The organism is Pseudoalteromonas sp. KAN5, from assembly GCF_022846535.1.
GTDB classification, from domain to species: Bacteria; Pseudomonadota; Gammaproteobacteria; order Enterobacterales; family Alteromonadaceae; genus Pseudoalteromonas; species Pseudoalteromonas haloplanktis.
Map to the genome: position 1 here is coordinate 1,998,054 of NZ_AP025589.1, position 15,687 is coordinate 2,013,740.

At 42.1% G+C, this 15,687-nt stretch carries 11 protein-coding genes and 2 pseudogenes; 8 read left to right on the top strand and 5 right to left on the bottom strand.

Going from position 1 to position 15,687, the window contains the following annotated elements:
* Positions 1-111: 111 nt before the first annotated feature.
* Positions 112-2,243, top strand: a pseudogene (locus KAN5_RS08935) (EAL domain-containing protein).
* Positions 2,244-2,254: 11 nt separating this feature from the next.
* Here KAN5_RS08935 and KAN5_RS08940 read toward each other — a convergent pair.
* Positions 2,255-2,431 carry a hypothetical protein gene (locus tag KAN5_RS08940; protein ID WP_016707938.1) on the bottom strand — a complete coding sequence of 59 codons (177 nt, stop codon included), beginning with the start codon at positions 2,429-2,431 and terminating at the stop codon, positions 2,255-2,257.
* A gap of 492 nt (positions 2,432-2,923) precedes the next feature.
* The gene (gene yeiP, locus KAN5_RS08945) at positions 2,924-3,496 is read right to left on the bottom strand and encodes an elongation factor P-like protein YeiP (RefSeq protein ID WP_016707939.1); all 573 of its coding nucleotides are present in this window, start codon (positions 3,494-3,496) and stop codon (positions 2,924-2,926) included.
* Between the two features lie 201 nt (positions 3,497-3,697).
* Between yeiP and KAN5_RS08950 the strand changes: the two genes are divergently transcribed.
* Positions 3,698-4,084, top strand: a complete 387-nt coding sequence (locus KAN5_RS08950) for an MmcQ/YjbR family DNA-binding protein (protein ID WP_244389561.1) — start codon at positions 3,698-3,700, stop codon at positions 4,082-4,084.
* A 39-nt stretch (positions 4,085-4,123) separates the two neighbouring features.
* Here the strand turns inward: KAN5_RS08950 and KAN5_RS08955 are convergent, their stop codons facing one another.
* The 3 genes from KAN5_RS08955 to fadI form a co-directional block, all read right to left on the bottom strand.
* Positions 4,124-4,651 (bottom strand): GNAT family N-acetyltransferase, encoded by a 528-nt coding sequence (locus tag KAN5_RS08955; RefSeq protein WP_244389562.1) that lies wholly within the window; start codon positions 4,649-4,651, stop codon positions 4,124-4,126.
* A gap of 221 nt (positions 4,652-4,872) precedes the next feature.
* Positions 4,873-7,176: a fatty acid oxidation complex subunit alpha FadJ gene (gene fadJ / locus KAN5_RS08960; RefSeq protein ID WP_244389563.1), complete on the bottom strand. Its 2,304-nt coding sequence runs from the start codon at positions 7,174-7,176 to the stop codon at positions 4,873-4,875.
* The gene (fadI, locus tag KAN5_RS08965) at positions 7,176-8,486 is read right to left on the bottom strand and encodes an acetyl-CoA C-acyltransferase FadI (RefSeq protein ID WP_016707943.1); all 1,311 of its coding nucleotides are present in this window, start codon (positions 8,484-8,486) and stop codon (positions 7,176-7,178) included. The genes fadJ and fadI overlap by 1 nt, the downstream gene beginning before the upstream one ends.
* Before the next feature lie 286 nt (positions 8,487-8,772).
* Between fadI and KAN5_RS08970 the strand changes: the two genes are divergently transcribed.
* The 6 genes and pseudogenes from KAN5_RS08970 to KAN5_RS08995 all read left to right on the top strand — a co-directional run bounded on the left by KAN5_RS08970 (position 8,773) and on the right by KAN5_RS08995 (position 15,629).
* Positions 8,773-9,729 (top strand): MoxR family ATPase, encoded by a 957-nt coding sequence (locus tag KAN5_RS08970; protein ID WP_016707944.1) that lies wholly within the window; start codon positions 8,773-8,775, stop codon positions 9,727-9,729.
* 3 nt (positions 9,730-9,732) lie between these two features.
* Complete coding sequence (locus KAN5_RS08975) at positions 9,733-10,677, top strand: DUF58 domain-containing protein (RefSeq protein WP_016707945.1); 945 nt, start codon at positions 9,733-9,735, stop codon at positions 10,675-10,677.
* Between the two features lies 1 nt (position 10,678).
* Positions 10,679-11,116: a DUF4381 domain-containing protein gene (locus KAN5_RS08980; protein WP_244389565.1), complete on the top strand. Its 438-nt coding sequence runs from the start codon at positions 10,679-10,681 to the stop codon at positions 11,114-11,116.
* On the top strand, positions 11,109-12,095 hold the full coding sequence (locus tag KAN5_RS08985) for a VWA domain-containing protein (RefSeq protein ID WP_016707947.1): 987 nt from the start codon (positions 11,109-11,111) through the stop codon (positions 12,093-12,095). The genes KAN5_RS08980 and KAN5_RS08985 overlap by 8 nt, the downstream gene beginning before the upstream one ends.
* On the top strand, positions 12,095-13,993 hold the full coding sequence (locus KAN5_RS08990) for a VWA domain-containing protein (RefSeq protein ID WP_244389567.1): 1,899 nt from the start codon (positions 12,095-12,097) through the stop codon (positions 13,991-13,993). Before KAN5_RS08985 ends, KAN5_RS08990 begins: the two co-directional genes overlap by 1 nt.
* Positions 13,987-15,629, top strand: a pseudogene (locus tag KAN5_RS08995) (BatD family protein). The gene KAN5_RS08990 and the pseudogene KAN5_RS08995 overlap by 7 nt, the downstream one beginning before the upstream one ends.
* Positions 15,630-15,687 lie beyond the last annotated feature (58 nt).

Sequence of the window (15,687 nt, forward strand, 5' to 3'; positions counted from 1 at the left end):
TGCACAATGATAATAAAAAAAATAAAAGCCAACGCATCCATATTCGTCACATTATTACTGTGCTATAGCCCACTGAGCCATAGCACTGAGGTTGTCGATTTTCATACCATAATGGTGTACTTACCTAGTGCCTTTGTTGCACTGGTACTTCCGTATTTGTTGTTCACTATTCACAAGTTACGCCGCTCACGACAGCAATTAAGTATTTCTGAACGACGCTTAAAAAGCACCGTTGAAGGCAGTGGTGACACCCTTTGGGATTGGAATATAAAAACCGGTGAAGTGCTGCGCATAAACGATAAATATAGGATGGATAAAAATACCATCATTGACGTTCCCCCCAATAAAGCGCTGATCCACCCAAATGACATAGCGCAGGTAGAGCTACTTTTAAAACAGCATTTTGCAGAGCAAACGGCCTTTTTTGAAGCCAGTTACCGAATAAAAGACAGCTTTGATCGTTGGCACTGGGTACTCGATAGAGGCAAAATAATAGAAAAAGACGCCAACTTAAACCCGCTCCGTATGACCGGCACAGTGCGTGATATTACCCAATTAAAATCAACCGAGGCGCGACTCAATCTATTTGCTAAATGTGTTGAATCACTCACCGATGCACTGGCAATTTATGATAAAAACTTTAACTTGGTTGATCTTAACCCTAGCTTTTTGACCCAGTTTGGCGGTAATCGAGATAATTACTTAAATAAACCATTTACCCTCCCCGGCTACGAACAAAGTTATATTGATGATATTAAAGACACGGTACGTGCAACAGAACACTGGCAACAAGAAGTAAAATTACGCAATAGTGAGCGAAAACTACTCCCGATTGAGATCTCAATTGATGAAATTAAAAACGAACATAATCAAATTTGTAATTATGTAATTGTTTTTTCTGATTTAACCGAACGTAAAAAAGCAGAGTCGCAGCTACATAATTTATCAAACCGAGACCGCACAACCGGTTTGCCAAACCGTAATCTCTTTTTTACTGATTTAAAAAAGCTTGCAAAAAAAGACAACCACCATGCATTGCTGGTCTTTGATCTAGATAACTTTAAAAAGATTAATGACTCATTAGGCCACCAGTTGGGCGATAGCTTACTGGCTAAACTGGCAATGCGGTTAAACAAATTAACCCGTGAAAAGGATGTATTTTATCGTTTAGGGGGGATGAGTTTGCACTTGTTATGTCTGGCACTAACGATATCCATACCATCACCCGTATGGCAAAACAGTTTTTAGCAGCCATTGCTACGCCATTTAAAATGGCTGGTCATGAATTAGTGATCACCTCCAGTGTCGGTATCGTGTTATTCCCAGAAGACGGTAATACCCCTGAACTGTTGCTAAAAAATGCCGATACCGCGATGTATCATGCGAAAAAGAAAGGCAATAGCTACTTATTCTTCAACGACACCATGAACCGCCAAGCCGTGAAACGTTTACAGATTGAAAACCTGATGCGCTTTGGTTTAAAAGAAGATCACTTTGAAGTGTACTACCAACCAAAAATGAACATTCGCACGGGTAAATTCACCGGTATGGAAGCCCTTGTACGCTTTATTACCCCGAAAAAAGGTATTATCAGTCCGGGCGTGTTTATTCCTATTGCAGAAGAAACCGGGCAAATTATTGAAATTGGTGAAGTGGTACTCAATAAAGCGTGCCGCGATGTGAAAGCTTGGCTGGACGCGGGTTTATTTAATGGCCGTGTTGCCGTGAATTTATCTGCTAAGCAGTTCAGCCTACCAGATCTAACTACCCGTATTGATGTAATTTTGCAAAATCATGCTTTGCCATCATACTTTTTAGAACTTGAAATCACCGAAGGCACGGTAATGGACGACCCACAAGATGCGATTGCGATTATGCGTTCACTCAGCGCCCGTGGTATCCATTTAGCAATGGATGACTTTGGTACCGGTTACTCATCATTGGCATATTTAAAACAATTTCCATTGAATACTTTAAAAGTAGATAAAGCCTTTATCGATGATATGCAAACCGAGCGTGGACGCAATATGGTGGACTCTATTGTCACTATTGCCCATAACTTAGACTTACATGTTGTCGCTGAAGGGGTGGAACAGGCGGATCAAATTGCGATATTAGAAGAGCTAAATTGCGAAACAATGCAAGGCTATTATTATTCAAAACCGCTCTCACGAATTGAATTTACTGAATTTTTGCAAAAACAACAAAACCAAGCAGCGTTGAGTTTAGTACAACAAGCATAATGCCTTGTATCTTAAGCGCGCCAAGCACATGCACGGATACCCACACAGCGCAGTAATGCGCGACGATAATGTAAATTAAATAAACACCATGCAACGGGCCCTAACAGCCCACCAAGCACAACCCAGCGCTTAACTGGCATGCCTTTTTTAATCACTTCTAATACCAATCGTGTTAAGTTACTGACCATTTATAGCGACAGATAAATACAGTGATAACAAGGCCTAAATTTTGACATGTAGTTGTTCTACATGAAAAATTTATAACGCAGTTAGCGCTTTATTTAGCCCGCTAGAATGGTTAAATATTTAAGTCGATTGGTATAAATACATGATGGCAATAAATGCAGTGCAGATCAAAAAATACAAACGAGGCCCATTATACCAATCGTGTTAAGTTACTGACCATTTATAGCGACAGATAAATGGAGTGATAACAAGGCATAAATTTTGACATGTAGTTGTTCTACATGAAAAATTTATAACGCAGTTAGCGCTTTATTTAGCCCGCTAGAATGGTTAAATATTTAAGCCGATTGGTATTAGCTTATTAAAATCGAGCGCGCAGTGTAACGAAAGTATTGGCGAGTTTAAAGCCACATGGACAAATAGTGAACATAAATAATGGTGATATAAAAAACCGGCACTGATGCCGGTTTTTTATAAGTAAGCTATAAGCGCGATTACTTTTCAGCACGACCCATAAATTTATGCTCAGCCGTATTGATACGGATACGATCACCAGTAGAAATATGTTCAGGTACTTGAATCGTTAAACCTGTTGATAAACGAGCTGGTTTTGAGCGTGCGCTTGCTGAAGCACCTTTGATTGATGGATCTGTTTCTTCAACCACAAGTTCAACGCTTGACGGTAAATCTAAACCCACTGGCGCGCCATCAATGACAATAACGTGCACACCTTGTGTTTCTTCGTTTACAAATAAAATCTCTTCGCTGATCGCGTTTTTATTCAGGTTATATGGTGTGTAATCTTCGTTATCCATAAACACATATTCTTCACCGTCCACGTACGAGAACATTGCTTCGCGACGCGTTAAATCGGCTAATTTTAGCATGTCGCTGTCTTTGAATGTTTCATCTACTTTGCTGCCTGTGACAACATCGTACAAACGCATGCGATATAAGCTTCCACCAGCACGACCTTGTGGCACAGAGCGAACAATATCTTTAACCACTAAAACACGGCCATTGAACTCAATAGCAGTACCTTTTTTAACTTCACTTGCCTTTGGCATCAGTGTCTTCCTATAATTTATAAATCCCGTGAAACATACCACGAACTGGGTTTTCTTCAATAAGAAAATATCGCTTATCACAGTTTTTCTACTAGAGTCTGTATTTACTAATAAATTTTACCTATTGATCGATTTTTCATGACTAAACTACGAAAAAGCTGCTATGGTTAATTTACCATAAATGACTTCAAGGACTGGATCATGGATCAACACACAGCACATGAGTATTTATCTAAAAAACCTCTGGTTATGGTTACCCAACCATTTGGCCAAGAAGTTGATGTATATAAAGTAAACCATAAAATGTTTGCAACGTTGTCAGTTGGCAATGAAGGGCAAACAGATGAAGACGGTAATCCACTTTGGTGGATGAATTTGAAATGCGACCCTGATGAAGCGCAAGCTCTTCGGGACATGTTTCCTTCGGTTATACCTGGCTATCATATGAATAAACGGTTATGGAATACTGTTATTCTAGATGGCTCAATTCCACAAGGTGAAATTGAGCGTATGATCGATAATTCATTTAACTTAGTGGTTGCCAACATGCCTGATAAAGATCGTAAGGCAATTGAAATCCATATGTAACAACCCGTTGTACTGTTCAAAACACTTGAACAGTACAACCTACGTTTTACTTGTACAGTCTAACAAGTAATGGTGATCATCAATTAGCACGCCAGCAATTTCGTAGGCTAAAGGCTCAACGTTCACAAACTTAAAGCCACATTTTACGAGCACTTTCTCCGAGCCAATATTCCCTGCACTAACCACGGCTTTTATTGACTGAATATTAAACTCCCCTCTCGCCCATGTTAAAAATGCATCAAGAGCTTCCGTTGCATAGCCACGACCATAAAACGCTGGTAGTAATAGATAACCCACTTCCTGCGTCTGTGCCGTTTGCGATGCAGTAAACCCAGTTACGCCAACTGGCTTATTGCTGCATTTCTCATGAATAACCATACACAAGGGGCGACTTGAATTTGGCTGCCAAGGCTTTAAACGCTCATTAAATTTTGCGCGTATTTGCACCTCAGAGGGCTTATCGAAGCATTTTTCAATTACCTGAGCATCATTATGCAATGCAAAGAATAGCGGCCAATCGTCAGCCGTTAATAACTTTAGCGTTAGTCTAGGTGTGTTGAGTTGCATAAATAGTTTCTTAGTACTCCTTTGCTAACGACCACTTGGCGCAAGTATGTTATACCAATCGTGTTAAGTTACTGACCATTTATAGCGACAGATAAACGCCGTTAGCGCTTTATTTAGCCCGCTAGAATGGTTAAATATTTAAGTCGATTGGTATTATATCAATCAATAAGCATAAAAAAACGCACTTAAAGTGCGTTTTTATAACAAATAAAGCTCAAAGACTATTTCTTTTCTTTGCTGCTATCTGCAGTATCAGGTTCTGCCACTTCTTCGCTATCAGTTGCTAACACTGGTGTATTTTGTTCATCAAGCTGTTCATTATCCGTGTCATTGGATGTGACCGTAGGACTCTCTGTTGCAGTAACGTCGTCCTGCACTACCTCTTGTTGATTTGCAGGTTTAGCATGTTGAACAGGCGTGACTTGATAAAAGCTTGCGCCAGTATCCGCCATCGCAACTAATGGTGCACACGGGGCGAATACCGCATTATAGTTTGCAAAAGTGGCCATTTCTGAACTGACTTTATCCGCGCCCAACTTGTCCATATAACTAAATGGACCGCCTAAGAACGGCGGGAAGCCGATACCAAATATAGCACCAATATCACCATCACGCGGGCTGGCAATAATGCCTTCATCTAAACATCGAGCAGCTTCATTAAGCATTTGCGATACACAGCGTTTCGCAATTTCACTTTTGTTTAAACGTGGCGATGGGCTAACACCTAACAATTCATAGACTGATTCATCCACTTTTTTGCTCTTTTTATCATAAAGATAAAAACCGCGACCCGTTTTACGGCCTAAGCGTTTAGCATCAATCAAACGTGAAAATGCATCAGGGGCTTTAAAGCGATCGCCCAGTTCCTTTTCAAGTATTGGGGCAATTTTAGAGCCAATATCAATACCCACTTCGTCAAGTAAAGCAAGTGGTCCAACTGGGAAACCAAATTCAACAAGTGCCGCATCTATCTTCTCGATAGGCTCACCAGCAAGTAATAAGTTAGCCGCTTCATTCACATACGGGGCAAGAATACGGTTTACATAAAATCCTGCTTTGTCTTTTACCACTATCGGCGTTTTACCTTGCTTACGGGCAAAGTTTACAATCCGCGCGATGGTCTCTTGTGAAGTACCTTCGTGTGGGATGATTTCAACCAATGGCATTTTTTCAACCGGTGAGAAATAATGTAAGCCTATTACATTCTCTGGGCGGGCAGCTTCTGCTGCAATTTGTGAGATCGGCAATGATGAGGTGTTACTCGCAAAAATAGTGTTATCTTGGCATTCACGTTCAACATCCGCCACCATGCCTTGTTTAAGGCTTAAGTCTTCAAATACCGCTTCGATCACCAAATCAATGTGCTTAAAGCCACTGTAATTAGTAGTACCGGTAATTTTGCTCATGGTTTGTTGCAGGTCAGCTTTAGATAAAATGCGGCGTTTTTGCTTTTTATCTAAAATCTTATAGCTGTAATTCATGGCATTACTAATACCCTGCTCGGCTACATCTTTAATACGCACTGGCACACCGGCTTTAACGGCACTAACATGTGCAATACCAGCGCCCATTAAACCGCCACCCAGTACAGCTGTTTTGGTGATTGCAGGTGCATCCTCGTTACGCCATTCTTTTTTCATTTCGGTGGTAGCGAAAAAGATCCCACGTAATGACTTAGACTCACTGCTCATTACTAACGTAGCAAACCCTTCAGCCTCTGTTTTATAGGCTTTGAGTTCATCAAGCTCAACACTTGCACGTATTGCTTTGATGATCGCCAGTGGCGCAGGATAATGACCACCGGTTTTTTTCAGCACATTTTCTTGCGCTTTTTTAAAGATGATATTGCGACCAAATGGGTTTGACTCAAGCAATTGGCTTAAACGGTCAAGCTTTGGTTTACTCGCTTTAGCTTTGCCTTTTAAAGCAAACTCTTTAGCAACACGTAACAACACAGTTTGTGGTACGCAGTCATCAACTAAACCCGACTTTTTAGCCTGTTTAGCGCGTATTTGCTTACCTGTTAAGGTCCACTCTAAGGCTTTTTGCAAGCCAACTAGTTTAGGTAATCGTTGTGTACCCCCACCACCTGGTAACAAGCCAAGCTGTACTTCAGGCAAGCCTAGTTTGGTAATATCACTGTCGGTACATACGCGGTAATCACAGGCTAACGCGAACTCTAACCCACCGCCTAATGCTGGGCCATGAATAGCGCTTACAGTGGGAAACGGCAATTTTTTCATATCAAAAAAAGCACGGTGGCACAGCTCACTAATTGCTAATGCATCTTCACGCTTTTCAACATTATCGAGCATTTTTACATCAGCACCGGCGATAAAGTTATCACTTTTACCGCTAATAAATACCATGCCTTTTACTGATTGCTGCTTTGCATCAGTAAGCAATGCTTGCAAGTCATCTGCAAAGCTGTCGCGCAGGGTATTCATTTTTTCACCCGGCACGTCGATAGTTACAACAGCAAGTTTTTGCTCATCTATTTCTAAACTAAATACTGAATCTGTCATTACGCACTCTCCAATACAAAGGCTGCACCTAATCCACCAGCCGCACAGGCTGTTGTAAGGGCTAAACCACCGCCGCGACGGTTAAGTTCATGTAAACTTTGGGTGATAAGTCGTGCGCCGGTGGCCGCAAATGGGTGACCATAAGCAAGCGAGCCGCCCATCACGTTAAACTTATCCATGTTAATTTCACCAATGGCTTTATTACGGCCAAGCTTTTCTTGAGCAAACTTATCTGAGGCAAACATTTTCATGTTCGCCAAGGTTTGCGCGGCAAATGCTTCATGCATTTCAATTAAATCAAGATCTGCCAGTGTGATACCTGCTCTATCTAATGCAATAGGCGTTGAGTGTGCAGGTCCCATCAACATGTCTTCATGCACACCAATTGCAGAAAATGCAAAGCTACGTACGTAACCTAAAATGTTATAGCCTAACGCTTTTGCTTTGCTTTCGCTCATCATTAATACCGCTGCGGCACCATCTGTTAATGGTGTTGAGTTTGCAGCAGTTACAGAACCATGTTGACGGTCAAAAGCCGGCTTTAATTTAGCATAGCCTTCAACGGTTGAGTTATGGCGAATATTGTTATCTTGCTCGATAAAGCTTTTATACGGCGCCACATGCGCAGTCATTACTTCATTAGCAAGTTTACCATCAGCCCATGCTTGGCTAGCAAGCGTGTGCGAGCGATGTGCTAAAGCGTCTTGATCTTCACGGCTAATGTTATGGGTTTTTGCCATTTGCTCAGCTGTTTGCCCCATCGATAAACCGGTAGAATATTCTGCAACGGCTGGCGGTACAGGGAGTAAATCTTTTAAGCGCAGCTTTGAAAATATTTTTAAACGCTGACCTAAGGTACGTGCTTTATTTAAATCAACCAGACTACCTGCTAATTTTTTACTCACGCCAATGGGGAGTACAGATGACGAATCAGCGCCACCGGCGATACCCACTTGCACGGAGCCTGCCATGATTGACTCGGCCACATTGGCAATCGCTTGAAAACTAGTCGCACAAGCGCGTGATACTGAATACGCATCAACAGAAACCGGCATACCTGTCCCTAATACGATTTCACGGGCGATATTCGGTGCTTCTGGCATTTGCACCACTTGACCGAATACCAGTTGATCAATTTCAGATTTATCAAAATTAAGACGTTCAAGCATTTCGTTAACCACTAACTTACCCATATCAAGAGCCGGTACATGGTGAAATGCTGTCGCTTGCTTAGCGAACGGCGTACGTAAACCACTGACGATGGCGATACGATCGCCCTTTGCTGTTTTTAGTATGTTTTGCTCAGACATTAATGCTCTCCCGCTGACAGGTCTGACCTGTTTGTTTTCCTCGATTCTAAACAACCCGTGTACTAAAGCCAATAGCGAAATTGAAAATAGTATAATTAGTTACCAACAATAGGCTTTTTTTAACGTATTTACAAAAAATAGTGTGATTTGTGTGCTAGGGTAAAAATCGTTAAAAAATAACGAACTATTTTGTAAATTTAAGTCTAACACTTGTGTTATAGAACAATAATCCCAATAACCATTAAAGCTTTTTATAAACCTTGCTAATCAGGACAGTTTTTTTACTATGGCCACTAACGTATTTTCACAATTAAAAACTTATTTAGACAGCCAAATTATTGGCCAGCCAGAACTAACGCAAGCACTCCTTATCGCTATTTTAGCCGATGGCCACTTATTAGTAGAAGGTCCTCCTGGACTTGCTAAAACCCGAGCTGTTAATGCGCTAGCAAAAGGCGTAGAGGGTTCATTTCAACGCGTACAATTCACCCCAGACTTATTACCTGCTGACGTCACGGGTACTGATATTTATCGTCAACAGACCAGCGAATTCGTGTTTGAAAAAGGCCCTTTATTCCATAACCTCATCTTAGCCGATGAAATTAACCGTGCTCCTGCGAAAGTACAATCAGCATTATTAGAAGCCATGGCTGAACGTCAGGTTACCGTTGGCAAAAATACCTACCCACTGTCTGACTTATTTATGGTTATGGCTACTCAAAACCCGCTTGAACAAGAAGGGACTTACCCCCTTCCTGAAGCGCAATTAGACCGCTTTTTATTACACTTGAGCATTGACTACCCAGGCGCAGAACATGAGCTTGATATTTTACGCCTTACCCGCGGTGAAGCACTGAGCGAGCATCAAGCACCAGCACAACAAATTAGCCAAAGTGACTTATTTGCTTCACGCAAAGCAATTTTAGGCCTGCATTTAGCTGAGCCGCTTGAGCAATATTTAGTGCAATTGATCATTGCCACCCGTGAAGGGGCTAAATTGGATGCGCAACTGGGCAGCTGGATTGAGTATGGCGCAAGTCCACGTGCGACAATCGCGCTTGATAAATGTGCCCGTGCACATGCTTGGTTACAAGGCCGTGATTTTGTTGCCCCCGATGATATTCAAGCTGTACTACATAACGTGCTGCGCCATCGCATTATCTTAAGTTATGAAGCACAAGCTGATGGTGTTACTAAAGATCAGGTTATTAGCCGTATTCTAGAACTCGTTGCCGTACCATAAGCCATGCAAAAGCAATTAGATAATCAACAGTGGCTCCGTTTAAGTCATAGCCATGGGGTCGACTTAGGGTTAAAAGAGCTCATGTATTACAAAGCGAAAGCCCGCTTACTTGAGCTTGCTCCAAAAGTTAAGATCAGAAATAGTCTAACCGGTCAGTATCTTGCTCCCCATAAAGGTCGCGGTATGGAATTTGCCGAAGTACGCCATTATCAACACGGCGATGATATTCGCTCAATTGATTGGCGGGTTACAGCTCGCACCGGTGAAACCCACACAAAACTTTTTCAAGAAGAAAAAGAACGCCCTGTATTTGTGTTTACCGACTTTTCTAATTCCATGTTATTTGGTTCTAAACTGTTACTTAAATCTGTGCAGGCGGCACATATTAGTGCTTTAGTTGCATGGTCAGCATGCCAGCGTGGCGATCGCATTGGCGGTATTGTGTTTAATCAACACGGTCATTTAGAGCTAAAACCCAGCGCACGTGAAAAGGCGGTACTAAAACTGTGTCACAATTTATGTGATAGTCACCACCAAGCCCTGAGCCAAATTGACGACGTTGCCACTAATAAACTAAGCGATAACCTAAAACGCTTAAACCACTTAGCCAAACCGGGCAGCTTAGTGTATTTAGTCTCTGATTTTAGCGCCCTCGATGATGCCAGTTTTAAACAACTCGAAATACTCAGTCGGCACTGCGAGTTGATCGGCTGCCATATTAGCGATCCATTCGAACACCAGCTTCCAGCGTTTAAACAAACCGTTACGGTCAGCGCCAACGGCAGTGATTTTGCCCTGCCACTGATGGATAAAAGCTTTCGAGATAAGTTTGCTAAAACTGCTGCACAAGCCTTTGCTGCACGTTTAGAGCGCTTAACTAAGTCGGGTCTTAATTTAATATCATTCAATGCAGCCACACCACTTGAGCTGCAATTAGTGAGAAAGTAACATGCAAACCTCTCCTTTAGATGGCCTACATGATGTCATTGTCCCAACTCAGGTGTCTTGGTGGCCTTTGGCCCCCATTTGGTGGGTCATTATTGCCATACTGCTACTTACTATTAGCTTTACAGGTTATAAGTTGTATCAAACCTACCAATTTAAAAAAGCCAAGCGACACGCTGTGCTATTGAGTAATCAATATGATGACGATGCTCAACAGTTACATATTTTAATCAAGCGTTTGGTTTTACATTACTACGGTCAAAGCGCAGCATCACAAGGCACAAAGCAATGGTGTAAAACTATTAATAAGCTGACCGGACAACAATTTACTGAAGGTGAACTAATGAGCCTTTATCAAGCTAACAGTGAGCAGAGTGCGCTGGCAGATAAATTAAAACTCGCCATCTCACAATTTAAATTAAAGGAGCCACTGAATGTTTGAATTTAGCTGGCCTTGGCTCTTTGTATTATTACCACTACCTTGGTTATTGCGCTTTTTAAAGCCTGTTCACACTGAAGGAAATACCCGATTACGTATTCCAAGTTTTGCCAAACATAATTTAGCCACACAAGTCGCTCATCAACACACCCGCAGTATTAGCGCATTCGAGTGGCTGATCTGGGCTTTATTAGTGAGTGCACTGGCCAACCCAACTTGGCTTGACGAACCAATTACGTTACCTAATGAAGGCCGCGATATCATGCTCGCAGTAGATTTATCAGGATCTATGACCGAGCAAGATATGGCATATCAAGGCCAATATGTTGACCGTTTAACCATGGTAAAAGCAGTGTTAAGTGACTTTATTGAGCAGCGCCAAGGTGACCGTTTAGGACTGATTTTATTTGGCGATACGGCCTTTTTACAAACCCCACTAACACGGGATGTAAAAACAGTGAGCCAAATGCTCTCTGAAACGCAAATTGGCTTAGTTGGCCGTGCAACAGCTATCGGTGATGCCCTAGGTTTATCAGTAAAACGCTTTGCTAATAAAGATGAAAGTAACCGTATCGTGGTGCTATTAACCGATGGCCAAAATACAGCGGGCAATTTAGATCCAGAAGAAGCTCTATTACTTGCTCGTGAAGAAGGCATAAAAGTCTATACCATAGGGGTAGGCTCAGATAACCCTCGCGGTTTTAGCTTATTTAATATGGGTGGCATGAGCGGCGGCAGCCTAGATGAAAGATTATTAAAACGCATTGCAGAACAAACCGGTGGTCTGTATTTTCGTGCTAAAGACGTTGCGGGCTTACAACAAATTTACCAAGAGCTAGATAAACTAGAGCCCATCAGTGCTGACGAGCAAACGTTTCGCCCACAAAGCGCTTTATTCTATTTCCCTTTATTAATTGCACTGGGTTTGATTGCTTTACGCATTATGTTTATTAGCGCAAAAACACTAAGACAGGAGGCCTAATGGACTTTGAATTTATCCGACCAACCGTTTTGTGGCTATTAGTGCCTGTGTGTGTCGTATTTGCTATTGCAATGTTAAAACACAAAAATGCTAAGCAAGCTGAGTTAATTGCTCCTCATTTAGCAAAGTTTGTGATCAGCAACAATACTCAACAACATAGCCAACCTATGTGGCTAATTGCATTATTTGCAGTGTTAGCCGTTATTTTTAGCGCAGGTCCTAGTTTTGAAGAAAAACAAGTACCAGTATTTCAAAGTAAAAATGCCCGGGTGATTGTAATGGATATGTCGCTGTCTATGTACAGTACCGACATAGCGCCTAGTCGTTTAGTGCAAGCACGCTTTAAAGCACTGGATATGATTAAGTTATTCAAAGAAGGTGACACCGCTTTAGTTGCGTATGCGGGCACTGCGTATACGATTTCACCCTTAACCACCGATGCTACCACGCTCGAGAACCTGATCCCCAGCTTAAGCCCAGATATTATGCCCGATAAAGGCTCTAACGTACTGGCAGGCCTTGATACTGCCAAAGAGCTATTGACCCAAGCAGGTTACCTTGAAGGTGACATTATCTTAGTGACCGATGGGATTGAGCAAAGTGAACAAAATGACATTAGTCAATTTACCGGCAATAACCCGTATCGCTTAAATATTTATGGGGTTGGAACAGAGCAAGGTGCGCCAATCAAGCTTCCTGAGGGGGGATTTTTAAAAGACAGTTACGGGCAAATCGTGGTGCCAACTATCAATACAAGTTTACTTAATAGCTTGGCTAAAAATAGCGGTGGTAAGTTTACCACATACCAGACCAGCGCTCGGGATATTCAAACATTTGCACCCAGTGCAAATAGTGAAGTGCTTAAAAATGAAAAACAAAGCCAAGCATTATGGCGTATAGATGCTGGGATCTATGGCCTGTTCATATTGTTGCCAATGATGATGTGGATTTTTCGCCGTGGTGCATTTGCCGCTGCATTTTTAGTGGTGTGCTTTTTACCACAACAAAATGCGTATGCTGTAGCGCTTCCAACACTCTTTAAAAACCAAGATCAACGTGCCCTAGATGCATATCAACAAGGTGAATATGAACAAGCTGCGACTGCTGATTCAAGTCAATTAAAAGGCGCGGCACTGTATCAGCAAGGGAATTTTGATGCGGCATTAGCCCAATTTAGCGAGGATAAAAGCCCCACTGGTTTATATAATTACGGCAATGCCCTAGCCAAAGCTGGCAAACTAGAAGAAGCCATTAACGCCTACCAGCAAGCGCAACAGTTGCAAGATAACTTTACTCAAGCAAAGGAAAATCAAGCATTAGTTGAGCAACTACTGCAGCAGCAGGAGCAGCAACAACAGCAAGAAGGTCAAGACGGCGAACAAAATCAAGACCAAGACTCTCAAGATGGCGAGCAAGGCCAAGATCAGCAAAATAAAGATAAATCACAACAAGGTGAGCAAGCCGATCAGGATGAACAATCTCAACAAAATGATGAATCCCAGCAAAGTGATGAGCAACAAGATGGGAAACCATCAGGCCAGCAATCTGATGAACAAAATGACCCGCAAATGGAAGCTGAGCCTGAGCAAGCTGATGAGAATGACGCACAACAAACGGATGCTCAAAGCGAAGCAAAAGATGAACCCGAAAATGATGAACCACAAGCACAACTGAGTCCTGAACAACAGCAACAGGCTGAAGAAGCGGCCAAACAGCAAGCCATGCAAGCACACACCGCTGAGCTGACTAATGAAGAAAAAGAGAAAGCGCAACAATTGAGTCAGTTGTTGCGCAAAGTGCCCGATGATCCCGCTATTTTATTACGTAACAAAATGCAATTAGAAGCCCAAAAACGAAACTATCAACGCCGTCCACAAGGAGTCGAAAAATCATGGTAATGCGATTAATCTGTTGTTTATTGCTTATCAGCGCTATGCCCTCGTGGGCGATTACACAACTACAAGCCAGTGTTGATAAAAACCCCGTATTAGCGGGTGAATTTTTTATGCTCAGTATCAGTGCGGACGACAATATTAAAGATGACCAACCAGATACATCGGTGCTGTTAAAAGACTTTGTTGTTGGCCGAACGACTGTTAGCACTCGTACCAATATTATTAATGGCAGTATTTCAAAACAAACAAACTGGTCTGTTAAACTAATGACTCGCGATGCTGGGAATTATACTATCCCCGCATTCACTGTAGCCGGTGTCAGCTCTGATCCCATAGAGTTAAAAGTTGCCCAGCGTAGCCAAGATGCTGAGCAAAACAACGATATATTTATCAAAGCATCGCTTTCTAGCGACAGCTTATTCGTGCAAGAAGCCGGACTGTATACTGTAAAACTCTACCTCGCAAAAGAGTTGCTTGATGGTAATTTAAGCACCCCAACGATGCCTGATGCGCAGCTAAGCCAAATAGGTAAACAAGCTGAAGATTACGAACTAATTGATGGAAAACGTTACTTAGTCATCACGCGAGAGTATTTAGTACAACCACAAAAAAGTGGCAGCTACACAATTCAAGCACCCGCCTTTCAGGGGCGAATTCGCCAAGATTACCGCCAATTAGATGTCTCAGCATTGGGTGAAGATGTAAACGTTGAGATAAAACCAATTCCCAATGACTACCAAGGTGCTTGGTTACCAAGCGAGTTAGTCAGTTTAGATGAGCAATGGCAGCCAGAGGATGACACAGTAGAAGTTGGCACACCAATAACACGAACGCTGACATTAACCGCACTTGGCATCACCAAAGAGCAACTACCCGATATTGATTTACCTGAAATAAAAGGTATACGCAGCTATCCCGATGAAAAGGAAAACAACCACTTAGTCAGAGATGGCCGTGTTATTTCACAACAAACTGCATCGTATGCTCTACTACCACAATTGCCTGGCACCTATACATTGCCAGAAGTGAGCGTTCCTTGGTATAACACTAAAATTAACCGTATTAGCTATGCAACCTTGCCAGCGCGTACCATTACCGTAACGCCAAGCAGTAACGACGTAGTCCCCCCACCCCTGCGGCGCCGACCTCGGCATTACCAACATCCGAAGCGCCAAGCTCGCTAACTTCACAACCAATCCAGGTAAGCCATATCCCTATTTGGTTAGTTATTGTTAGCGTGATTGGTTATTTATTGTGGCTGATCACGTTAATTTTATGGTTACGAAGCCGTTCTGTACGCACAGCTGTTAGCAGTCAGCCTAAAGTACTAAAAAAAGATTCATCGACATCCCTGAATGAACTTAAGAAGGCTAGTAAAAACAATGATATAAATGCGTTTTATCAGGCATTGAACCGTTATGCGGTGCAGCAGACAAAACAATCGCATAGTGCGATAGACAAGTTAATGCTCGACGTTGATAATATTCAACTTAGTCAACATATTGCGAAACTGCAGTCAGCCCTCTATAGTCCTAATAGTACCGAGGTAGACTTGGCAGCCATTGTAAATCTGTTAGAAGAACAGCGTAATAGACAGAGTAAATCTCAACAAGCTGTATTAAAAGGACTTTATAAATAGAGTTTAAGTGCGTAGCAATTCTCCTCGCACTTGGACAGCGGATTACTTAAAATAAATA